The sequence below is a fragment of the Geodermatophilus obscurus genome (genome assembly GCF_900143215.1).
Taxonomy (GTDB): domain Bacteria; phylum Actinomycetota; class Actinomycetes; order Mycobacteriales; family Geodermatophilaceae; genus Geodermatophilus; species Geodermatophilus obscurus_A.
Genome location: NZ_FRDM01000001.1, coordinates 188263 through 209457 on the forward strand (window position 1 = coordinate 188263; position 21195 = coordinate 209457).

At 74.1% G+C, this 21195-nt stretch carries 19 protein-coding genes; 11 read left to right on the forward strand and 8 right to left on the reverse strand.

Going from position 1 to position 21195, the window contains the following annotated elements:
• Nucleotides 1–127: 127 nt before the first annotated feature.
• Nucleotides 128–2683: an aminopeptidase N gene (pepN, locus tag BUB17_RS01020; RefSeq protein WP_072911797.1), complete on the reverse strand. Its 2556-nt coding sequence runs from the start codon at nt 2681–2683 to the stop codon at nt 128–130.
• 165 nt (nt 2684–2848) lie between these two features.
• Between pepN and BUB17_RS01025 the strand changes: the two genes are divergently transcribed.
• Both BUB17_RS01025 and BUB17_RS01030 read left to right on the forward strand, forming a co-directional pair.
• A complete protein-coding gene (locus BUB17_RS01025; RefSeq protein ID WP_072911799.1) occupies nt 2849–3511 on the forward strand; it encodes a mycothiol-dependent nitroreductase Rv2466c family protein in 663 nt (220 codons plus the stop codon).
• Between the two features lie 209 nt (nt 3512–3720).
• Nucleotides 3721–4476 (forward strand): SDR family oxidoreductase, encoded by a 756-nt coding sequence (locus BUB17_RS01030; RefSeq protein WP_072911801.1) that lies wholly within the window; start codon nt 3721–3723, stop codon nt 4474–4476.
• Between the two features lie 171 nt (nt 4477–4647).
• Here BUB17_RS01030 and BUB17_RS01035 read toward each other — a convergent pair whose 3' ends face one another.
• A complete protein-coding gene (locus BUB17_RS01035) occupies nt 4648–5316 on the reverse strand; it encodes a DUF429 domain-containing protein (protein WP_072911804.1) in 669 nt (222 codons plus the stop codon).
• Nucleotides 5317–5343: 27 nt separating this feature from the next.
• Here BUB17_RS01035 and BUB17_RS01040 point away from each other — a divergent pair, with 27 nt between their 5' ends.
• Nucleotides 5344–5835: a ribose-5-phosphate isomerase gene (locus tag BUB17_RS01040; RefSeq protein ID WP_072911807.1), complete on the forward strand. Its 492-nt coding sequence runs from the start codon at nt 5344–5346 to the stop codon at nt 5833–5835.
• On the opposite strand, the gene BUB17_RS01045 is transcribed toward BUB17_RS01040, so the two are convergent.
• From BUB17_RS01045 to BUB17_RS01055, 3 genes are read right to left on the reverse strand one after another with little or no spacing between them, the layout of a single operon-like run.
• Complete coding sequence (locus BUB17_RS01045) at nt 5832–7073, reverse strand: GNAT family N-acetyltransferase (protein ID WP_072911809.1); 1242 nt, start codon at nt 7071–7073, stop codon at nt 5832–5834. The two genes, BUB17_RS01040 and BUB17_RS01045, sit on opposite strands and share 4 nt — an antisense overlap.
• 40 nt (nt 7074–7113) lie before the next feature.
• Nucleotides 7114–7866 carry an MBL fold metallo-hydrolase gene (locus BUB17_RS01050; protein ID WP_083605879.1) on the reverse strand — a complete coding sequence of 251 codons (753 nt, stop codon included), beginning with the start codon at nt 7864–7866 and terminating at the stop codon, nt 7114–7116.
• Nucleotides 7863–8180, reverse strand: a complete 318-nt coding sequence (locus tag BUB17_RS01055; RefSeq protein WP_072911812.1) for a hypothetical protein — start codon at nt 8178–8180, stop codon at nt 7863–7865. The genes BUB17_RS01050 and BUB17_RS01055 overlap by 4 nt, the downstream gene beginning before the upstream one ends.
• A gap of 181 nt (nt 8181–8361) precedes the next feature.
• On the opposite strand from BUB17_RS01055, the gene BUB17_RS01060 reads away from it, so the two are divergent.
• Both BUB17_RS01060 and BUB17_RS01065 read left to right on the forward strand, forming a co-directional pair.
• Complete coding sequence (locus tag BUB17_RS01060) at nt 8362–10008, forward strand: hypothetical protein (RefSeq protein WP_072911814.1); 1647 nt, start codon at nt 8362–8364, stop codon at nt 10006–10008.
• A gap of 76 nt (nt 10009–10084) precedes the next feature.
• Nucleotides 10085–11059, forward strand: coding sequence for a sigma-70 family RNA polymerase sigma factor (locus BUB17_RS01065; RefSeq protein WP_175561234.1), 975 nt, complete (start codon nt 10085–10087; stop codon nt 11057–11059).
• 50 nt (nt 11060–11109) lie between these two features.
• On the opposite strand, the gene larE is transcribed toward BUB17_RS01065, so the two are convergent.
• Together larE and BUB17_RS28130 are read right to left on the reverse strand one after the other, a co-directional pair.
• A complete protein-coding gene (larE, locus tag BUB17_RS01070; protein ID WP_244276807.1) occupies nt 11110–11994 on the reverse strand; it encodes an ATP-dependent sacrificial sulfur transferase LarE in 885 nt (294 codons plus the stop codon).
• Nucleotides 11991–12122, reverse strand: coding sequence for a hypothetical protein (locus BUB17_RS28130; protein ID WP_280173838.1), 132 nt, complete (start codon nt 12120–12122; stop codon nt 11991–11993). The genes larE and BUB17_RS28130 overlap by 4 nt, the downstream gene beginning before the upstream one ends.
• 180 nt (nt 12123–12302) lie before the next feature.
• Here BUB17_RS28130 and BUB17_RS01075 point away from each other — a divergent pair, with 180 nt between their 5' ends.
• From BUB17_RS01075 to BUB17_RS01090, 4 genes are all read left to right on the forward strand, one after another.
• Nucleotides 12303–13067, forward strand: coding sequence for an SDR family NAD(P)-dependent oxidoreductase (locus BUB17_RS01075; protein WP_072911817.1), 765 nt, complete (start codon nt 12303–12305; stop codon nt 13065–13067).
• A 458-nt stretch (nt 13068–13525) separates the two neighbouring features.
• Entirely contained in the window at nt 13526–14281 is a 756-nt protein-coding gene (locus BUB17_RS01080) for a FadR/GntR family transcriptional regulator (protein ID WP_141242847.1), read from the forward strand.
• A 105-nt stretch (nt 14282–14386) separates the two neighbouring features.
• Nucleotides 14387–16192: an IlvD/Edd family dehydratase gene (locus tag BUB17_RS01085; RefSeq protein ID WP_072911823.1), complete on the forward strand. Its 1806-nt coding sequence runs from the start codon at nt 14387–14389 to the stop codon at nt 16190–16192.
• A 317-nt stretch (nt 16193–16509) separates the two neighbouring features.
• Entirely contained in the window at nt 16510–17916 is a 1407-nt protein-coding gene (locus BUB17_RS01090) for an Nramp family divalent metal transporter (protein ID WP_072911826.1), read from the forward strand.
• 76 nt (nt 17917–17992) lie between these two features.
• On the opposite strand, the gene BUB17_RS01095 is transcribed toward BUB17_RS01090, so the two are convergent.
• Complete coding sequence (locus BUB17_RS01095; protein WP_072912556.1) at nt 17993–18721, reverse strand: FadR/GntR family transcriptional regulator; 729 nt, start codon at nt 18719–18721, stop codon at nt 17993–17995.
• A 104-nt stretch (nt 18722–18825) separates the two neighbouring features.
• On the opposite strand from BUB17_RS01095, the gene BUB17_RS01100 reads away from it, so the two are divergent.
• Nucleotides 18826–20274 carry a four-carbon acid sugar kinase family protein gene (locus BUB17_RS01100; RefSeq protein WP_208983275.1) on the forward strand — a complete coding sequence of 483 codons (1449 nt, stop codon included), beginning with the start codon at nt 18826–18828 and terminating at the stop codon, nt 20272–20274.
• Between the two features lie 42 nt (nt 20275–20316).
• The gene (locus tag BUB17_RS01105; protein ID WP_072912560.1) at nt 20317–21189 is read left to right on the forward strand and encodes an NAD(P)-dependent oxidoreductase; all 873 of its coding nucleotides are present in this window, start codon (nt 20317–20319) and stop codon (nt 21187–21189) included.
• Nucleotides 21190–21195: the final 6 nt, after the last annotated feature.

Here is a 21195-nt window from a genome sequence, read left to right on the forward strand (position 1 = left end):
GCTTGCGAGTGGTGAGGAGGACGGGGTCCTTCCACCTGCAGGGAGGCCGTCGTACGCGAAGGCCCAGGACCCGCCGCCGGGTCCTGGGCCTTCCGCGTACGGCGGTGGGCTACCGTCCGGTCCGTCCTCAGCCGTCGCTCTCGGCGGCGTCCCGCTCCCGGGCCCGCAGCGACCGCGCGATCCCGTCCCGGCCCTCGGCGACCAGCCGGCGCAGCGGCGCGGGGTGGTCGTCCCCGGCCAGCCAGGCGTCGGCGACCTGGACCGTGCGCAGCTCGACCACCGGCGGGAACAGGTACTGCACCGCGTTCTTCGCGATCTCACCGGGACGGCGGTCCCACAGCGGGCGGATGTCGGCGAAGTACCGCTCGACGTAGCCGGCCGTGAGCGCCCGCTGGGCCGGGTGCCAGAAGCCCTGCAGCATCGCCTCGTGCACCGCGTTGGGGATGGTGTCGTCGGTGAAGGCCCGGGTCCAGGTCTCCTCCTTGGCCTCCGCCGTCGGCCGCAGCGCCCGCGCGGTCGCGGCCCGCCGCACACCGGTGGCGGTGGCGTCGCGCGCCTCCTCGGCGGCGATCTCGGCGTCCCCGGCCGCGCCGATGGCGACCAGCCCGTGCAGGAAGACCCAGCGGGCGTCGGCGTCGACCGGCAGTCCCTCGACCACGCAGGAACCGTCGAGCAGGCCGCGCAGGTCGGTGGCGTGCTCGTCGGTGCGGGCAGCGCCGGCGAAGGTGCGCGACCACTGCAGCTGGGTGTCGCTGCCCGGCTCGGCGGACTGCAGCGCCGTCAGCGCCTTGTCGGCCAGCGCCCGCCAGCCGGTCTCGGCCCAGCGCGGGTCGGCGTAGTTGGCGAGCGCCGACTGCACGCGGGCCAGCAGCGACTGGACGACGCTGATCTCGGTCTCGGCGTCCACCCCGGCCAGCACCAGCGCCACCCAGTCGCGGGCCGGCAGCTCGGCGTCCCGGGTCATGTCCCACGCCGCCGACCAGCACAGCGCGCGCGGCAGCGGGTCCGGGAGGGTGCCGATGGCCTCCTGCAGGGTGGCCAGCGACCGGTCGTCCAGGCGCAGCTTGGCGTAGGTCAGGTCGTCGTCGTTGACCAGCACCAGGTCCGCCGCGGGGGAACCGGCCAGCTCGGCGACCTCGGTCAGCTCGCCCTCGACGTCCAGCTCGACCCGGGTGCGCCGGGTCAGCCCCTCCGGGCCCTTGTCGTACAGGCCGACCGCCAACCGGTGCCGGCGCAGCACCGGGTGCTCGGGGACGGCGCTCTGCGCGATGGCGACGCTGCGGTAGGTGCCGTCGTCGGACACCTCGAGGACCGGCCGCAGCGTGTTGACCTGGCTGGTCTGCAGCCACTGGCGCGACCACTCCGACAGGTCGCGGCCGGTGGCCTCCGACAGCGGGTCGAGCAGGTCGGCCAGCGTGGTGTTGCCGAAGGCGTGCGCGCGGAAGTAGTGCCGGATGCCGGCCAGGAACTCGTCGCGGCCGACATAGGCCACCAGCTGCTTGAGCACGGAGGCGCCCTTGGCGTAGGTGATGCCGTCGAAGTTCACCTCGACCGCGGCGACGTCGACCATGTCGGCGGCGACCGGGTGGGTCGAGGGCAGCTGGTCCTGCGCGTAGGCCCAGGCCTTCTCGGTGTTGGCGAACGTCGTCCACGCGGTCGTGTACTCGGTCGCCTCGGCCTGGCACAGCGTGGAGATGTACGTGGCGAAGGACTCGTTGAGCCACAGGTCGTCCCACCAGCGCATGGTCACCAGGTCGCCGAACCACATGTGCGCCAGCTCGTGCAGCACCGTCTCCGCGCGGCGCTCGTAGCGGGCCCGGGTGGCCTTGGAGCGGAAGACGTAGTCCTCCAGGAAGGTGACCGCGCCGGCGTTCTCCATCGCCCCGGCGTTGAACTCCGGCACGAAGAGCTGGTCGTACTTGTCGAACGGGTACGGGTAGTCGAAGACCCGGTGGTAGAAGTCGAAGCCCTGCTTGGTGACCCGGAACAGCTCCTCGGGGTCGAGGTGCCGGGCCAGCGAGGCGCGGCAGTACAACCCCAGCGGGATGCCCTCGTGGGAGTCGGTCACCCGGGCGTAGGGGCCGGCGATCAGGGCGAGCAGGTAGGTCGACAGCCGCTTCGTCGGCGCGAAGCGCACCAGCTGCGAGCCTGCGGGGCCGGCCTCGACGGTGCGCTCGCCGGTGTTGGAGACGACCTGCCAGTCGAACGGCGCGGTCACCTGCACCGTGTAGCTGGCCTTGAGGTCGGGCTGGTCGAAGCAGGTGAACACCCGCTTGGCCTCGGCCGGCTCGAAGTGCGTGTAGAGGTAGACCTGCCCGTCCTCGGGGTCGACGAAGCGGTGCAGCCCCTCGCCGGAGTTGGAGTACCGGCAGTCGGCCTCGACCACGAGGGTGTTCTCGGCGGCCAGGTCGGGCAGCGGTAGGCCGCACTCCTCGGTGTAGGACGAGACGTCGAGTGGCTTGCCGTTCAGCGTGGCGGAGCGGACCGTCTCGGCGACCAGGTCGATGAAGGTGTCCGCGCCGGGCTCGCGGCAGGTGAACCGCACCGTGGTCGTCGACCCGAAGGTGTGCTGGCCGGCGCGCCCGGCGCCGTCGGTCAGGTCGAAGGAGACGTCGTAGCTGTCCACCGCCAGCAGTCGGGCGCGGGCGGCGGCGTCATCGCGGGTCAGGTTGGGTACGGCCACGCAGGGGAGCTTCCCACGGGACCCCGACACGCCGACGGCCCGGACCGGACGCCCTCCCCACCAGGGGGAGCGCCGGAACAACCGCCGTCCGGGCCGGCTTGGTACCCGGCAGAGACGTCCCCGGCGCGGTGCCGCCGGGCAGCGACGACACGAGGAGCAGAACGCATGACCGAGGCAGTGCAGAGCGCCCAGACGAAGGCCCGCGTGGACTTCTGGTTCGACCCGCTGTGCCCGTGGGCGTGGCTGACCAGCCGCTGGGTCCTGGAGGCGGCGAAGGTCCGCGACATCGACCTGCACTGGCACGTCATGTCCCTGGCGGTGCTCAACCGCGGGCGCGACCTGCCGGAGGACTACCAGGACATGATGAAGAAGGCGATCGGCCCGGTGCGGGTGGCGATCGCCGCGGCGCAGCAGCACGGCGACGAGGTCCTCGGCGACCTCTACACGGCCATGGGGACGCTGCGCCACCACGAGGGCCTCGAACTCGACGAGCTGATCGCCCCCGCGCTGGAGCGGGTCGGCCTGCCCGCCTCGCTGGCCCAGGCCGCCACCTCCACCGAGTACGACGAGGCCCTGGAGAAGAGCCACCACGCGGGCATGGACCCGGTCGGGGACGACGTCGGCACCCCGGTCATGCACATCGACGGCGTGGCCTTCTTCGGCCCGGTCATCAGCAAGGTGCCCACCGGTGAGGACGCCGGGAAGGCCTTCGACGGCGCCGTCCTGCTGGCCAACCTCCCCGACTTCTGGGAGCTCAAGCGGACCCGGCTGTCCGGCCCCGACATGGAATCCGTCCCGGCCGACGCGCTGGAGATCACCCGCCGCTGAAGAAGGACCCCGTCCTCCTCGCGCCTCGTGAGAGGACCCCCTGCCCCCCGCCACTCGCAGGCCCGCGCCAGGCCCCGTCCAGAGGCTCGCCGCGAGCTTGCGAGTGGTGAGGAGGACGGGGTCCTTCCACCTGCAGGGGGCCAGCGAGCCTCGGGACGGGGCCGGCGGCGGGTTCCTGCAGCGGAGCGGGGGTGCGGCATCCTCGACGGGTGCCGCACCCCCTCCGCCAGCGCATCCTCATCTCCGGCGCGAGCGCCGGCCTCGGTGCCGGCATGGCCCGCCGGTTCGCCGCCCTCGGCCGCGACCTCGCGCTCGCCGCCCGCCGGGTCGACCGCCTCGGGGCCCTGCAGCAGGAGCTCCTCGCCGCGCACCCCGGGATCCGGGTCGAGGTCGCGGCCATGGACGTCGACGACGCCGACTCGGTCGCCACCGTGGTGCCGCAGCTGGCCGAACGGCTGGGCGGCCTGGACCGCGTGGTGGTCAACGCCGGCATCGGGAGGGGCGGCTCGGTCGGCACCGGGCACGCCGCGGCCAACCGCGCCGTGCTGCACACCAACGTCCTCGGCTCGCACGCGCAGTGCGAGGCCGCGATGGAGATCTTCCGCGCCCAGGGCGCCGGGCACCTGGTGCTCATCTCCTCGGTCGCCTCGATCCGCGGCATGCGCGAGACCCGCACCGCGTACGGCGCGAGCAAGGCCGCGCTCAACTCGCTGGCCGAGGGCATCCGCTCCGACGTGTACGGCTCGCTGATCGCCGTCTCGACGATCCTGCCCGGCTACATCGCGACCGACATCAACGTCGGCCGCCGCGGCCCGTTCACCGTGGACCTCGACACCGGCGTGGACGCGCTCACCGCGGCGATCGAACGCGAGCCGGTGCGCGCCCACGTGCCCGGCTGGCCGTGGCGCCCGGTCGCCGGGCTGCTGCGCGTGCTGCCGCTCTCCGTCGTCCGCCGCGTCACCTGACCGAGGCCGCCCTCCGTCCCTCGGCGATGATCGTCGGCGGGTGGCTCCCCGCGTCGGCGGGTCGCACCACCACTCGCCGGTGATCACGCGGGAGGCGCGACCACCCTGCAGTCGGGTCGAGCGGCGCCTGCCGGGAGCACGACCACCCCGCCAGTGACCTCGGTGAGCCTCTCACCAGCAGATGCGCATCGGGCGGCCGCGGGCGTCGATCGCGCCGTCCCCGACGCACTCCGCGGTGCCGTCGGCGATCCGCCGGGCCGACCAGGCGGCGGCGCAGGCGTCGAGCGCGTCGACCGCCGGCACCCGTGGCGGGGCGTCGGCGAGCGCATCGAGGACGTCCAGCACCGGCTCCAGCGCCCGGATCCGCTGCGCCTGGCCGCGCGCGCTCGGCTTGGGGTCGCACACCCGCGCGTCCAGCGCGCGGAAGGCCAGTTCGGGGTGCACCTCGACCACCCGCTCGGCCGGCGGGTCGCCGAGCGCGTCGTCGAGGCCCCGGATCGCCGCGACCAGCTGGAAGGACTGCGCCGACAGGGAACGGCCGCCCGTCGTCTCCACCGACAGCCGCCGCGCCTCGGCGTAGTCGCCCGCGCCGAGGACGGCCCGCACCGGTGCCGGGAAGACCGAGCTGCCCGCCCGGCCCAGCCGCTGCCGGGCCTCGACGTCGCACGCCCGTACGCCGCCGTCCGACAGGCCGATCGGCATGTCGATGCCGACCACCTCGACGTCCGGGACGGCGAGGACGGCCGGGACGTCGGCCAGGTCCAGCAGGCGGACCGAACGCCCCTCGAGCAGGGCCCCGACCCACCGGCCGCGCCAGCCGTCGACACCCAGCACCGCCACCCGGGCAGCCTGACAGACTCCCAACCCATGCGCGTCTTCGTCGGGACCGACCACGCGGGCCTGGAGTTCAAGGACCACCTCAAGCAGGCGCTCGCCGAGGCCGGTCACGAACCGGTCGACTGCGGGGCGTTCGAGTACGACGCCCAGGACGACTACCCGCCGTTCTGCTTCGAGGTCGGCGAGCGGACGGTCACCGAGCCCGGCAGCCTCGGCGTGGTCATCGGCGGCTCCGGCAACGGGGAGCAGATCGCGGCGAACAAGGTGCCCGGGGTGCGCGCCGCGCTGGTGTGGAACCGGGAGACCGCCGAGCTGGCTCGCCAGCACAACGACGCCAACGTCGTCTCGATCGGCGCCCGCCAGCACAGCGTCGAGGAGGCCACCGAGCTGGTGCTGCACTTCCTCGCCACGCCGTTCAGCGACGAGGAGCGGCACGTCCGCCGGATCGGGCTGATCACCGACTATGAGCGCGATCGGCGCCGTCCGGCCGGCGGGCTGCCCACGCGCGAGGAGTCCGTCTAGAAATCGTCCGGGCACCACGGCGTGACCGGCCAGCGGAACGCCGTCCCGGCCTGGGTGACCGCGCCCGGGCTGACTTCGGTGACCCGGCCGGCCGCCTGCAGGGTCGCCAGCGACACCCCGCCGAGGTAGGCCGCCGCCAGCGCCTCGACGTCCAGCACCAGGTCCGGATCGGCGTCGGTCTGCGAGCAGAAGGCGCCGGCCGGGTGGCCGACCAGCGACCAGCGGCCGTCGTTCCACGGGCAGAACCGGTCACGCACCTCGAGGACGAGGTTGACCGGCGCCGGGTAGCGGCGGGCGGCCAGTGCGCGGCCGACGTCGACCAGCCGCACCCACAGCGCGTCGTACGGCTGCGAGCGCAGCGCCCGGGGCTCGGCCAGCAGGTGCCGCAGCGGGTCGTCCGGCGACGCGCTCGGGGCCCGCATCGTGCGGACGAGGTCCAGCGACAGCAGGAACCTCCACAGCGCCGCGTGGGCCGGTGGAGTCAGGCTGCGCACCTCCTCGACGACGACCGTGCCGTCGGGCTGACCGTCCTCGGTCCACGCCGAGCGGACCCGGTAGGCCGCGTAACCGGTTCCCGTGCCGTCGGGCCCGACGTGCCGCAGGAACCGCCGCTCGGAGGCGCCGTGACGCTCCGCGGGCTCGTCGCGCAGGCCGCGGTCCCACCAGCGGGCGTCGCGGGCCAGGTTGCCGGGCACGAACCGGCGCACCCGGTCGTGCAGGCCCACGGCGGCCACCCGGTACTCCTCGGCGGAGACCTGCTCGACCCGCCCCTCGCCGAGGTCGACGTCCGGCCGCAGCGCCAGCCGGGCGACGTCGCCGGAGAGGTTGCCCCGCCAGGTGGCCGGCGCGTAGCCGAAGCGGCCGTAGATCGAGGACTCCGAGGCCCACAGCGCCGCGACCGGCTCGCGCCCCTGCTCGTGCAGCTCGGTGAGCTGGCGGCGCATCAGGGCGGTCAGCACGCCGCGGCGGCGGTGGCTGGGCGCGACGCTCACCCAGGTCACGCCCGCACAGCGGACGACGCCACCCGGCACGGTGAGCTCCCGGCTGTAGACGCCGGCCGTCGCGACCACGCGGTCGCCGTCCCACAGCCCGAGCGAGCGGTCCAGCTCGGCGTGCGCGGGGACGGCGTCGACGTAGGAGGCCGGCGGCTCCTCGGCGAACGCGGTGAACAGGGCCCGGCTGAACGCCGGCCACTCCTCGGGCGTGGCGGGGCGCAGCCGGTCGGCGATGTCGGTCACCGGAGTTGTCTACCGGGAGCCCGGTCCCTCGTGCGACGGGTCACCGGTCCCGTGCCCGGAGGACGGCGTCGCGCACCGGACCGCGGTGGACCGGACCGTGCCCCGGCAGGACGACGTCGGCGTCCAGCCGCGCGAGGCCGTCGAGGGCGGCGACCGCCTGCTCCGGGTCGGCGGAGAAGAACCCCGGCAGCAGCTGGGGGCCGCGGCGGGCCGAGGTCGGGTGGCCGGTGACCAGGGCGTCGCCGGTCAGCACGACGCCGGCCCACGGCAGGGAGAAGGCGGTGTGGCCCGACGTGTGGCCGGGGGTCGGGACGGGGACCGGCCCGCCCGGCAGGTCCAGCGCGCCGCCGCCGGCCGGGAAGGGGAGGACGTGCGCCGCCCGCACGTCCCGGGTGCCGCCACGCCGCAGGGCGCGCAGTGCCCAGGCGGCGACGCGGGGACGCCAGGAGTGCGCCAGGACCTCGGGGACGGTCACCTGTTCGAGGTGCTCGCGGCGGGCGTGGCGCACCTCGACCGGGTCGGCGTACGCGGGGGTGCCGTGCGCGGCGTGCAGCCGCGCCACCGCGCCGAGGTGGTCGGCGTGGGCGTGGGTGACCAGGACGGCGCGGACGTCCTCGACCCGGTGCCCGGTCAGCGCCACGGAGGCCGCGACGTCGTCGGCGTCACCGGGGTAGCCGGCGTCGACCAGCGTGAGGTCCCGGCCGTCCTCCAGCAGGTACCAGTTCACCAGGGCGCCGCGGACGGCGTACACCCCGTCGGCCACCTGCACGACGTCGTCCGTTCGCACGGTCACCCCGGCTCGGTCCCGCCGGGGTGACCGGAGCCGTCGTCCCCCGAGCCGTCGTCCGCGGGTCGGTGGACCAGCGCGGCTCCCGCGGTCAGGGTCCCGGGCGCCACCTCGGTGCGCCCGGCGTCCCGGACGACGACGTCCATCGCCGCGACCTCGTCCGGCCGTCCGCCGAGCACGACCACCCGCCCGTGGGGGATGCCGAAGGCGGCCAGCGCGGCGTGCACGGCCTGCGCCGCCGCCTTGTGCCGCGACATGGACACGTTGGTGTTGACGAGGACGCGGACCTCGGGGTCGTCGTCGACAGCGTCCGGTCGCACGGTGGGTGTCCTCCCGGGTCGGGTCGGCCCGACAGCGCGGAGCTGCACAGCTCGGCCGCGATGCTCCCGAGACGGTGGGGGCGCTGTCCAGGGCCGTTGCGTCGTTAGGGTCGCCGGGAGCCGGGCGCGGCCTCGCCGTCGTGCTCCCGCGCGACCGTGCGCCCGGCGGGGGGAGGGAGCTGTGCGCTCTCCGACGGTCCCGATCGCCCTGACCGCGGCGCTGCTCGTCAGCGGCTGCGGAGCGGCCTCCGGCGAGGAGGCCGAGGACGCCGCCGGGGTGGCGACCTCCGCGCCCGATGCCCGCCTCACCCTGGTCGCCGACGACGACCCCGTCGCCTCGGCCGCCTCCGCCAGCCGGGCGCTGTTCGACGGCGCGGACGTCGTCGTCGTGGCCCGCGACGGCGACACCGCCGGCACGCTGCTCGGCGCCTCGGCCGCCACCGGCCTGGGCGTCCCGCTGCTGCTGGAGCCGGCCGGGGGTGGCCCGGCCGACGCGCTCACCGCCGAGCTGGAGCGCCTGGGGACGACGACGGTGCTCGCCGTCGGGGCGGCCGAGGGCGGTGCCGGTGACGAGGGCGGGCCCGAGGTGGTCGCGGTGCCGGCCACCCCCGAGGCCGTCGCCGAGGTCACCGGGCTGGAGCTGGGCGAGCCGCGGCCGGTGGCCGCGGACGAGGCGGCGGGCGCGGTCGCGGAGCTCGACCCCGAGCAGCCGGCGGTCCTGCAGCCCGCCGGCGCCGCGCCGGCCGGCGGCGAGGCCGGGGACGGCGAGCTGCCCGCGGTCGAGCGCGCCGAGCCGCTCGACGACACCGTCGTCGTGACCAGCGGCGCCCCGGAGGCGCTGGCCGGTGTGGCCACCGCGCGGGCGGCCGGGGCGCGGGTGCAGCTGACCGGCGGCGGCACCGATCCGCGCGGCTCGGCGGAGCTGGTCGAGCTCATGGCCGAGCAGCAGCCCGGGACGGTGGTCGCGCTGGGCGCCGGGTTCGCCACCGAGGAGGGGTTGGACTGGAAGCTGGAGACCGCGGCCGCCGGGGAGCAGCTGCCCGGCGGGGGCCAGCTGCTCTTCCCGCAGCACTTCCTCGTCGCCCTCTACGGCAGCCCGGGCACCGGCGCGCTCGGCGTCCTCGGCGAGCAGGACCTGGCGGCGTCGATCGAGCGGGCGCGGGCCCACGCGGCCGACTACGAGCCGCTGGTGCAGGACGCCACCGTCGTCCCCGCCTTCGAGGTCATCGCCACCGTCGCCTCGTCGGTGGCCGGGCCGGACGGCAACTACTCCACCGAGCTGCCGGTCGAGGAGCTGCGGCCGTGGGTGGAGGCGGCCGGCGAGGCGGGGATGTACGTCGTGATCGACCTGCAGCCCGGGCGCACCGACTTCCGCACCCAGGCCGAGCAGTACCGCTCGCTGCTGGAGCTGCCGCACGTCGGGCTGGCGTTGGACCCGGAGTGGCGGCTGGGCCCGGGGGAGGTGCACCTGACCCAGATCGGCTCGGTGTCCATCGACGAGGTCAACGGGGTGGTCAGCTGGCTGGCCGACCTGACCCGCGCCAACGCCCTGCCGCAGAAGCTGCTGCTGCTGCACCAGTTCCGGGTGGACATGATCCCCGACCGCGACCGGCTGGACACCTCCCGCGACGAACTGGCGCTCATGGTGCACGCCGACGGGCAGGGCGGTCAGGGCGACAAGCAGGCGACCTGGCGGACGCTGCGGCAGACCGAGCCGGAGGAGGTCGCCTGGGGCTGGAAGAACTTCTACGACGAGGACGTCCCGATGCTCACGCCGGAGCAGACCGTCGAAGTCGAGCCGCGCCCGGACCTGATCAGCTACCAGTAGCCGGCCGGGGAACGGGGTCTCCCGTTCCGTCGGTGTCCTGTGGTGAGCTGTCGCGGCCCACGCCGGAGGAGGACCCGTGACGACCGTGCTGACCGACGAACTCGACCCGCGGCTGATCGAGCACCGGCGGGAGCTGACCGGCTACTGCTACCGGATGCTCGGGTCGGCCTTCGACGCCGACGACGCCGTGCAGGAGACGATGGTCCGCGCCTGGCGCGGGCTGGCCGACTTCGAGGGTCGCTCGGCGTTGCGCTCGTGGCTGTACCGGATCGCCACCAACGTCTGCCTCGACCAGCTCTCCGGCCGGCAGCGGCGGGCGCTGCCCATGGACCTCTCCGGCTCGCCGTGGCAGCCGGTCGAGGCCTCGCTGGCCGCCCGCCGCCCGGGGACGGCGTGGGTGGAGCCGGTGCTCGACCGGCAGGTCGTCGCCGAGGACGCCGACCCCGCCGAGCAGGCCGTGCAGCGGGAGTCGATCCGGCTGGCCTTCGTCTCGGCGCTGCAGCACCTGCCGCCCCGCCAGCGCGCCGTGCTGCTGCTGCGCGAGGTGCTGCGCTGGCGGGCCGAGGAGGTGGCCCAGCTGCTCGACACCACCGTCGCCTCGGTCAACAGCGCCCTGCAGCGGGCCCGCGCCACGATGGCCGCGGTCGGCGGCGAGGCGGAGACCGAGCCGCTGGATGCGGTCCACCGGGCCCTGCTGGAGCGCTACGTCGACGCGTTCGAGCGCTACGACGTCGAGGGCCTGGTGTCGCTGCTGCACGAGGACGCCACCCAGCACATGCCGCCGTTCGCGATGTGGCTGCGCGGCCGGGCCGACATCGGCACCTGGATGCTCGGCCCCGGCGCGAAGTGCCGCGGCTCGCGGGTGCTGCCCACGATCGCCAACGGGGCGCCGGCGTTCGCGCAGTACCGCCCCCGCGCCGGCGGCGGGCACGAGCCGTGGGCGCTGCACGTGCTCGAGGTGCGCGCCGGCCGCGTCGCGCACATCTCCAGCTTCCTCGACCTCGACAACGACCTGTTCCGCCGGCTCGGCCTGCCCGTCGAGCCGGCCTGAGCGCCCGGGGCGGTGTCGCCCCGCGGGACCCGTCCCCCACCGGCGCCGGGTCAGCCCTCGCGGACGCCCACCAGCGGCAGGGTGAAGGCGCCGGACTGGATGCCGGCGAGGTCCACGGCGAGGAACCGGAAGCCGGCCGCGCGCACCACCCGGATCGCCTGCTCGCGCAGGGGATCCGCGACGAGCGCGGGCAGGTCCTCGACCGCGACCTCGAGGCGGGCGACGTCCCCGTGGTGGCGGACCCGCAGGTCCCGGAGCCCGAGCCGCCGCAGCCCGGCCTCGGCCTGCTCCACCTGGGCGAGCTTCTCGGGTGAGACCTCGCTGTGGTGCGGGATCCGCGAGGCCAGGCACGGCGCCGCGGGCTTGTCCGCGCAGGGCAGGTCCAGCGCACGGGCGATCCGGCGCACCGCGGCCTTGTCCAGGCCGGCGTCGGCCAGCGGGCGCAGCACGGCGTGCGCGGTGGCCGCGCGCGCCCCGGGCCGGTCCGGTCGCCGGGCGTCGTCGGCGTTCTCCCCGTAGGCGACCGCGGTCAGGTCGTACCGGGACACGACGTCCTGGGAGATCCGCTCGAACAGCTCGTCCTTGCAGTGGAAGCAGCGGTCCGGGCCGTTGCGCCGGTAGTCGGGCCGGTCGCCCTCGAAGGTGGGGACCTCGACCACGGGCACCCCGACGTGCGCGGCGACCCGGTGGGCGGCCTCCCGCTCGTCGGACGCGAGGCTGGGGGAGACCCCGAGGAGGGCGAGCACCCGGTCGGGGCCGAGGGCCTCGGCGGCGAGGGCGAGCAGCACCGAGGAGTCGACGCCCCCGGAGAACGCGACGCCGAGCCGCGCCGTGCCGGTCAGCCCCTCCCGGAGGCCCTGGACCGCCCGGCGGTCCTCCGGCTGGAGTGCTGTCAGCGACACCTTGCCCACCCATCTCTCGTCCGTACCGATCATGGTGGCACCCGGCGGACCTCGTCGTACGCCGTGGGTCCGCAGCCGGCGACGTCGTCGAAGGGCGGCCGGTCCACCAGCTCGCCGCGGGCCGCCCGGACCGGACAGCCGGTTCCCGGCTGTCGGCCCACCGGGCCCAATGGTGTCGATCCGAGGGGTGGTGCGCCACGGGGGGAGCTCGAGCGCGGTGGCGTGGCGGGCGTCGACCCGACGCCCGCTACGCTCGACGCCCTCGTCGAGGGGAGTGCGGCAGCATGGAAGGCGGACCGCCCCCGGGCGCTTCCCCACCGCCGAGTCGGGACGGAGCAGGCGTGGACCCCGCTCGCGCTGAGTTCGGCGGGCTGGTCGCCCTGGTGACCGGAGGAGCTTCTGGCATCGGCGCCGCCACCGTGGCCGAACTGCAGGCCCGCGGCGCGACCGTCTTCGCCCTCGACAGGACGGCCGGCCAGGCCCCGGACGACGTGCCCGTGCTGCTGGCCGACGTCACCGACACCGCGGCCGTCGAGGCTGCGGTCGAGGAGGTCGTCCGGCGTGCCGGCCGGCTCGACGTGCTCGTGAACAACGCCGGCATCGGAGCGGTGGGCACGGTCGCCGACAACTCGCTCGAGGAGTGGCAGCGGACTCTCGACGTCAACGTCCTCGGCATCGTGCGGGTCACCCGGGCCGCGCTGCCGCACCTGCGCCGGTCACCGGCAGCGGCGATCGTCTCCACGTGTTCGGTCGCCGCGGAGATCGGGTTGCCGCTACGGGCTCTGTACTCGGCGACCAAGGGAGCGGTGCTCTCGCTGACCCGGGCGATGGCCGCCGACCACCTCCGGGAGGGGATCCGCGTCTGCTGCGTCAATCCCGGAACCGCCGACACACCGTGGGTGGACCGGCTGCTCGCCCAGGCCGAGGACCCTGCCGCGGAGCGGGCGGCGCTGGAGGCGCGCCAGCCGTCGGGCCGGCTCGTCACCGCCGCTGAGGTCGCCGCCGCCATCGCCTTCCTGGCCAGCCCGGACTCCGGCGCGACCACCGGCACCGCGCTGACCGTCGACGGAGGGCTGACCGGGCTGAGACTGCCGCCCCGGAGCTGACCGGGCGGGTCGTCGCCAGCGGACCGGGGTCGGTGCGTCCCGGGCCGAGGGCGGTCCCGTCCCCGACCTCGCCCGGGCCGATCCGGACGCCGGCGGGCTGCCCGGTCGTCGTCGGAGCACACCCGGGCTCCCCGGACCTCCCGGCGCACCGCCGAACGCGTCGACGTCGCCCTGCCCGGGTGGGGCACCAGGACATCCGCCAGCAAGGCGCCCCGGACAACTCCGGGACGCCGACCCCCGGCAGGATCCGGCCGAGGACCGACGGCCGGCCGACGTCCGGTCCCGCGGCACGCTGAGCGGTGGGTCGGCGCGCCCCGATCCGGCGCCGCCCCGCGGCCCGCCGGGCACGGGGACCGGCGTACTCCGGGACGTCGACGCCGTGGTTGACTGCCGCGCAGGCACCTCGCTACGGTCATTGATCAGACCTCTGACGTGTGACCCGGGCGGCATCTGTGACCATGCGACGTCGACTGGCCGATGAGGTGGCGGGACAACTGCTCGCCATGGTCACCGATGGTGGTCACCCGCCGGGCAGCCGGCTGCCACCCGAGGCGGTGCTGGCCGAGCAGGCGCACGTCAGTCGACTGACCTTGCGCGAGGCCGTGCGGGTGCTGCGCGACAAGGGCGTCCTCAGCGTCGAGCACGGGCGCGGCACCTTCGTCAACCCACCCGCACGTTGGGTGGCGCTCGACCCCGCCCTGCTGCGCAGCCGCGCGGAGCTGGAAGGGGGCTCCGCCCGGTCGGCTCAGCAGATCACCGAGACCCGGCGCATCGTCGAGGTCGGGGCCGTCGAGCTGGCAGCCCAGCGTCGAGGCGAAGCTGACCTGGTACGCCTCCGTTCCTGCATCGAGCGGATGCAGCACGCGCACGAGCGCGGTGACATCGTCGAGTTCTCGGTCGCCGACGTCGATTTCCACGACGGTCTGATGACCGCGGCGTGCAACCCCTACCTGGCCGCGCTCCTGCAGCCGATCAAGGCGCTCGTCCAGGAGGTGCGCCTGCAGACCTCGATCGAGCCGGAGATGCGGCTGACCGCCGTTGCGGCGCACGTGGCGATCCTCGATGCGGTTGCCGCCGGCGACGAGGACGCAGCGTGCCGCAACATGACCGAGCACCTGGCCGAGACGCACCGGGTCATCGAGCGGCTCTGCGCCTCCGGTGGTCTCCCAGCGGGCCGCAGCGGCACACCCGACGCCGAGCAGGACGTCTCATGAGGGCCACCTGCCCCCATCCCGACCGCTGCGCCGGCCCGCCCGGCCCGCACGAGACGTTGATGCCTGCCGACACCCGACGGCACGCCGACCAGCACAGGAGTGACGGTGAACGCAGTTCGCAAGGATGAGGCCCGGACCCTCCGGAGCCAGCAGTGGTTCGACAACCCGCACAACCCGGGCATGACGGCCCTCTACATCGAGCGCTACATGAACTGGGGGCTCACCCGGGAGGAGCTGCAGTCCGGTAAGCCGATCATCGGCATCGCCCAGACGGGGTCGGACCTGGCGCCCTGCAACCGGCACCACCTGGTCCTGGCCGAGCGGGTGCGGGAGGGCATCCGCGAGGCCGGCGGGATCGCCTTCGAGTTCCCGGTGCACCCGATCCAGGAGACGGGGAAGCGGCCGACCGCCTCGCTGGACCGGAACCTCGCCTACCTCGGGGTCGTGGAGGTGCTGTACGGGTACCCGCTCGACGGGGTCGTGCTGACGACCGGCTGCGACAAGACGACGCCCGCCCTGCTGATGGCGGCCGCGACGGTGAACATCCCCTCGATCGTGCTCTCGGGCGGGCCCATGCTGAACGGGTGGTACCGCGGTGCCAGGACCGGATCGGGAACGATCGTGTGGCAGGCCCGCGAGATGCTCGCGGCCGGCGAGATCGACGAGGCCAAGTTCGTCGAGCTGGTGGCCTCCTCGGCTCCCTCGCCGGGGCACTGCAACACGATGGGCACCGCCTCGACCATGAATGGGCTGGCCGAGGCCCTGGGCATGAGCCTGCCGGGGTCGGCCGCCATCCCGGCCGTGCACCGGGACCGTGCACGGGTGGCCTACCGGACCGGCCGGCGGATCGTCGAGATGGTGCACGAGGACCTCAAGCCCTCCGACATCATGACCCGCGACGCGTTCGAGAACGCCATCGTCGTGAACTCCGCCATCGGCGGCTCCACCAATGCGCCGGTCCACCTCAACGCCGTGGCCAGGCACATGGGCGTCCCGCTGGAGGTGCAGGACTGGGAGACCCTGGGGCTGACCGTTCCCCTGTTGGTCAACCTGCAGCCCGCGGGGGTCTACCTCGGCGAGGAGTACCACCGGGCCGGTGGTGTTCCGGCAGTGGTGCACGAGCTCATGCGGCACGACCTCATCCACGAGGACGCGCTGACGGTCAACGGCCGGACGATCGGGGAGAACTGCCGGGACTCCGTCTCGGAGGATGCCGACGTCATCAGGAGCTTCGACGACGCGCTGCTGCCCGATGCCGGCTTCGTCGTGCTCGGTGGCAACCTCTTCGACAGTGCGATCATGAAGACCAGCGTCATCTCCGCGGAGTTCCGCGAGCGCTACCTGTCCGACCCCGAGCACCCGAACTGCTTCGAAGGACGGGCCGTCGTCTTCGAGGGACCCGAGGACTACCACGCCCGCATCGACGACCCCGAGCTGGCCATCGACGACGGCTGCATCCTGTTCATCCGTGGCGCCGGGCCGCTCGGCTACCCCGGGGCGGCGGAGGTGGTCAACATGCAGCCGCCCGCTGCCCTGATCAAGCAGGGCATCCACGCGCTCCCGTGCGTGGGGGACGGGCGGCAGTCGGGTACCTCGGGATCGCCGTCCATCCTGAACGCGTCGCCGGAGGCGGCGCTCGGCGGCGGGCTCGCCGTCCTGCGGACGGGTGACACCGTGCGGATCGACCTCAACCAGCGCAGGGCCGACGTCCTGCTCACCCAGGAGGAGCTGGGGGCGCGGATCCGGGCCCTCGCCGCCGAGGGCGGATTCCCCGTCCCCGCCTCGCAGACGCCCTGGCAGGAGATCCAGCGTTCCATGGTCGACCAGCTCTCCGAGGGCATGGTCCTCAAGCCGGCTGTCGCCTACCAGCGCATCGCACAGTCCATGGGCGTGCCCAGGGACAACCACTGACCCCTCCGGTCGCCCCGCGGGTCAGGTCGCTCATCCACGTCGGAAGGCGCCCGGCCCGTCTGCCCGACGGGTCCCGAGCCCGACGGGTGATCGCGCGCTGCCCGCCACTCCGACCTCTGCTGGCCGCCCTTCGCCGGCGTCGCGGCGCCGGTCGGGACGGTCACGGTTCCGTCACAGGAGCGCGTCCACACGCGGGCAGGGGCGGGGCCCTCCGGAGATCGTCCCGGGGAAAGCAGCCGGTGGTCATTGACGGTCAGGTGCCCCGTTCCGCATGATCCCCATCACATCTGATGACTGATGAGTTCGAGGGAGCGGACATGGCCGAAGCAGTGACCGGCGTCGACCGGGTGGACCCGTACACCTTGACGCCGGAGGGCATCAAGGAACCGCCGGTCGGTTGGAAGGCCAGCTTCAGGTACCTCGGCCCGGGGCTCATCCTCAGTGCGTCGATCGTGGGCTCCGGGGAGCTCATCGCCACCACGGCGCTCGGCGCCGAGGCCGGGTTCGTCCTCCTGTGGCTGGTCATCTTCAGCACGCTGGTGAAGGTGGCCGTCCAGGTCGAGCTGGCACGCTGGACCATCGCCACCGGGCAGCCGGCCATCACCGGCTACAACAAGGTGCCGCCGAAGATCGGCCGCCTCGGTTGGGTGAACGTCCTCTGGATGCTGCTCGCGCTGAGCAAGCTGCTGCAGCTCGGCGGCATCATCGGCGGCGTCGCGGTCGCCTTCAGCATCCTGTTCCCGTTCGGCGGCGACCCGCTGTCGTTCTCCCACCTGCTCGTGTGGACGATCGTGATCGCCGCCCTCAGCATCGCGATGCTCTACAAGAACAAGTACTCGCTCATCGAGCGCGGCGCGGTCTTCCTGGTCGTCGTCTTCTCCATCGTCACGGTGCTGATCGCGCTGGGGCTGCCGTTCACGCCGTTCGCCTACGGCGGCGACGACATCGCCAGCGGCCTGACCTTCCTGATCCCGGCGGGGGCCCTGGGCGCGGCGATCGCCATGTTCGGCATCACCGGGGTGGGTGCCGACGAGATCACCTTCTACACCTACTGGTGCGTCGAGAAGGGCTACGCCCGCTGGGCCGGCCCCAACGACGGCAGCGAGGAGTGGGCGCGTCGGGCGAACGGGTGGATCAAGGTCATGTACAAGGACGCCGCGGTGTCCTGGGTCGTCTACACCTTCGGCACGCTGGCCTTCTACCTGATGGGCGCCGCGGTGCTCAACCGGCAGGGGCTGGTCCCCGAGGGCAACGGGATGATCACCACGCTGTCGCGCATCTACACCGACACCCTGGGCGCGTGGTCGAGCGTCCTGTTCCTCATCGGTGCCATCGCGGTCCTGGGCTCGACGATGTGGGCCGCCATCCCGAGCTGGTCGCGCATGTACGTGAACCTGCTCGCCACCATGGGCGTGCTCGACTGGCAGGACCCGGTCGCACGGCTGCGCTGGATCCGGATCTTCACCGTGGCGCTGCCGATCATCTGGGCCGTGGCCTACCTGGCGATCCAGTCGCCGGTGCTCATGGTCCAGATCGGTGGGGTGATGACCGGCATCTTCCTGGTCGCCGCCGTCATCGCCGTCTGGTACCTGCGGAAGACCGAGACCGATCAGCGGGTGTACGGCAGCACGCTGTTCAACGCAGCGCTCGTGGTGAGCAGCATCGCGATCGCGCTGCTCGGCATCTACACGCTGGCGAGCGTGTTCGGGTTCAGCCTGGCCTGAGCCGTCGTCCTGCGCCAGCGGGGGAGGTCGCCGCGCGCGGCCGCCCCCGCTGCACGCGTCGGTGGCGCGGCCCCGGTCAGTCCGGAGGCGCGGTCGTGACGGCCTCGCTGCCGAGGTGGCGTTCGATGTCCTCCTCGGTCTGCAGCAGGTGCGCCCGCATCGCGCTCCCCGCCGCTCCGGCGTCCCCGGCGGTGACGGCCGCCAGGATCGCGGCGTGGTGCTCCAGTGCGTGGCCGACGATCTCGGGGACCGAGGACGTCTCCCGGCGCAGGCTCCGCAGCACGGAGGCGAGCGGCTCGAAGAGCGCCTCGAGGAACACGTTGTCCGCTGCGTCGAACAGCAGTCCGTGGAACGCGAGATCGGCCTCCGCCACGGCCGGGACGTCGCCCGCCCCGTGGGCCCGCACCATGTCGTCGTGCACCGCCGTGAGCCGCTCGACCTGGGACGGCTGACGACGCTGCGCGGCCAGCTCCGCGATGGCCACCTCGACGGCACGACGCGCCTCGAGGAGCCGCATCGGCAGCAGCAGCGGATCCGGGTGCAGCCGACTGCGGGCGACCAGGAGCCGCCCGTCCAGCGGCGACCATTCCTCCGGGGCGTTCACGGTGCTGGAACGGCCCTGCTGCACTCGGATGACCCGGGTGGGCGCCAGTGACCGGATCGCCTCGCGCACGGTCAGGCGGCTGACACCGAAGCGGGCGGCCAGCTCGGCCTCGCTGGGCAGGGTGCCGCCGACCGGGAACGTGCCGTCGAGGACGAGTTCGAGCAACTGGTCGGCCACCGTGTCGGCACGGCCGGGACGCATGGCACCCACGGTACAAGGAAGGCAGGTGCGGGCCCTTGACGCACCGGCGCGACGATGGCGAGCATGTCAGATGTCAGATACCCGTGACGTCACGGAGGCATCGGTTGATCGTCGCAGGTCCCAGCGGGTTCCCTGCTCCGCTGCTGATCGCCGATGCGCGGGCCCGGATCCGCGGCGCCCGCGCGACCGAGGGCCGTCGCACCGTCGTCCTGGACGACGACCCCACCGGCTCGCAGAGCGTTCACGGGCTCGACGTCGTCACGGCGCTGGACGCCGGGGAGTACGAGCGGGCGCTGGCCGAGCCCGGGGCCACCTGCTTCGTGCTGACCAACACGCGGAGTCTGACCGAGCAGGAGGCCGTGCGGCGCACCGCCGACGTCGCCACCGACGTCCTCCGGATCACGGCAGCCCTCGGCGCGCCGGTCGACCTGGTGAGCCGCAGCGACTCCACGCTGCGAGGTCACGTCGTCGCGGAGGTGCAGGCTCTCGTCGACGTGCACGAGCGCCGTACCGGCCGGCCGGTCGACGGCGTGCTCTTCGTGCCCGCCTTCCTCGAGGCCGGTCGGTTCACGGCCGGCGACGTGCACTACGCCACCGTGGACGGGGTCCCGGTCCCGGTGGCGGACACGGAGTTCGCCCGCGATGCCAGCTTCGGCTACACCCGCTCGAACCTGCGGGAGTTCGTGGCCGAGAAGAGCGGTGGGCGGCTGCGTCCCGACGAGGTGGTCAGCCTCACGCTCCACGACATCCGGACCGGCGGCCCCGACCGGGTGGCCGAGGTCCTCGGAGCGGTCAGCGGTGGCGCCTACGTCGTCGTCAACGCGACCGACTACGCCGATCTGGAGGTCGTCGTCCTCGGCCTCCTCCAGGCCCGCCGTGCCGGTCGGTCGTTCGTGTACCGCACGGGTCCGTCCTTCGTCCGCGCCCTCGCCGGCGTCGAGCCCCGTCCTCCCCTGCAGGCCGGGGACATCTGGCCGCAGGGACGCTCCGGTGGCCACGGTCTCCTGGTCGTCGGGTCCCACGTCGGGCTGACCAGCGCGCAGGTCGCCGCCGCCGAGGCGCGCGGGCGGCTGGAGCGGATCGAGCTCTCGGTACCGGCTCTGCTGGACCCGCTCCTGCGGGAGGGCCACATCGCCGAGACCGCCGCCCGCGTGCGCGCGGCCATGGCCGGCAGCGACGTGCTGCTGCTCACCAGCCGGGACCTCGTGCGCGGAACCGACGCGGACGACAGCCTGGTCATCGCCCGCGCCGTGTCCGCGGGGGTCACGTCCGTCGTGCGGGCGGCACTACCCGCCGCTCCGGCGTGGGTGATCGCCAAGGGCGGGATCACCTCCCACGACGTGGCCGTGGACGGCCTCGGCATCCGCCGCGCCAGGGTCCTCGGCCAGCTCCTGCCCGGCATGGTCTCCGTGCTGCGACCCGTGGAGGCGGCCGACGGCGCGGTCGGCGTCCCCTACGTCGTCTTCGCCGGCAACGTGGGCGACATCCGGACGCTGGCCCACGTCATCGACGTGGTCGCCGGCGGGGGCGCCCACGGCGCAGCTCCGAACTGAACGACACGCACGGACCACGAGACGACGAAGGAGCGGGTGGGCATGGCACAGGTGGGCTGGATCGGACTCGGAGCCATGGGGCGGCCGATGGCCGCGCGTCTGCTGGACGGCGGTCACGCGCTGATCGGCTACGACGTCGACCGGGCCGCCGCAGCGGCGCTGGGGGACCGCGCCAAGGCGGCGGGGTCGCCGGCCGAGGCCGCCGCCGGCTGCGACGTCCTGGCCGTGATGGTGGCGACCGGCGCACAGGCGGAGGAGGTCCTGTTCGGCGACCAGGGTGCCGCTCCCGCGCTGAGGAAGGGCGCGGTGGTCCTGGTCACGGCCACCGTCGGGCCGGCGGCCGTCCAGGGCATGGCCGACCGCCTGGCCGGGCAGGGCGTGCACGTCGTCGACGCGCCGGTCTCCGGTGGAGTGGCGCGGGCGACCACGGGCGAGCTGCTGATGATGGTCAGCGGCCCCGAGGCCGCGCTCGCCGTGGTCCAGCCTCTGCTGGACGCCATGTCGAGCAGGGCCCCGGTGGTCGGCGCCACACCCGGTGACGGGCAGAAGGTCAAGCTCGTCAACCAGCTGCTGTGCGGCGTCCACATCGCGGCCGCCGCCGAGGGGCTGGCCTATGCCGAGGCACTGGGACTGGACGCGGAGGCCTGCTGGGAGGTGATCCGGCACGGAGCCGCGGCCTCGTTCATGCTCGACGACCGCGGTGAGCGCATGGTGCACGGCGCGGGGGACCAGGTGAAGAGCGCCATCGACATCTTCGTCAAGGACCTGGGCCTGGTCCTCGCCGCCGCCCGGGAGAACGTGTACCCCGCACCGCTGGCCTCCGTCGCCGAGCAGCTCTACCTGACCGGCCGCCGGGCCGGCCTGGGCTCGGCGGACGACTCCAAGCTGATCGAGGTGCTGCGCGGCCGGCGCTGACCCGCC

Bases quoted from the DNA above. Each gene is read 5' to 3' on its own strand.
- BUB17_RS01080 (WP_141242847.1), top strand. From the start codon at position 13,526: ATGCGACGTCGACTGGCCGATGAGGTGGCGGGACAACTGCTCGCCATG.
- BUB17_RS01025 (WP_072911799.1), top strand. From the start codon at position 2,849: ATGACCGAGGCAGTGCAGAGCGCCCAGACGAAGGCCCGCGTGGACTTC.
- BUB17_RS01095 (WP_072912556.1), bottom strand. From the start codon at position 18,721: ATGCGTCCCGGCCGTGCCGACACGGTGGCCGACCAGTTGCTCGAACTC.
- BUB17_RS01040 (WP_072911807.1), top strand. From the start codon at position 5,344: ATGCGCGTCTTCGTCGGGACCGACCACGCGGGCCTGGAGTTCAAGGAC.
- BUB17_RS01105 (WP_072912560.1), top strand. From the start codon at position 20,317: ATGGCACAGGTGGGCTGGATCGGACTCGGAGCCATGGGGCGGCCGATG.
- larE (WP_244276807.1), bottom strand. From the start codon at position 11,994: ATGATCGGTACGGACGAGAGATGGGTGGGCAAGGTGTCGCTGACAGCA.
- BUB17_RS01090 (WP_072911826.1), top strand. From the start codon at position 16,510: ATGGCCGAAGCAGTGACCGGCGTCGACCGGGTGGACCCGTACACCTTG.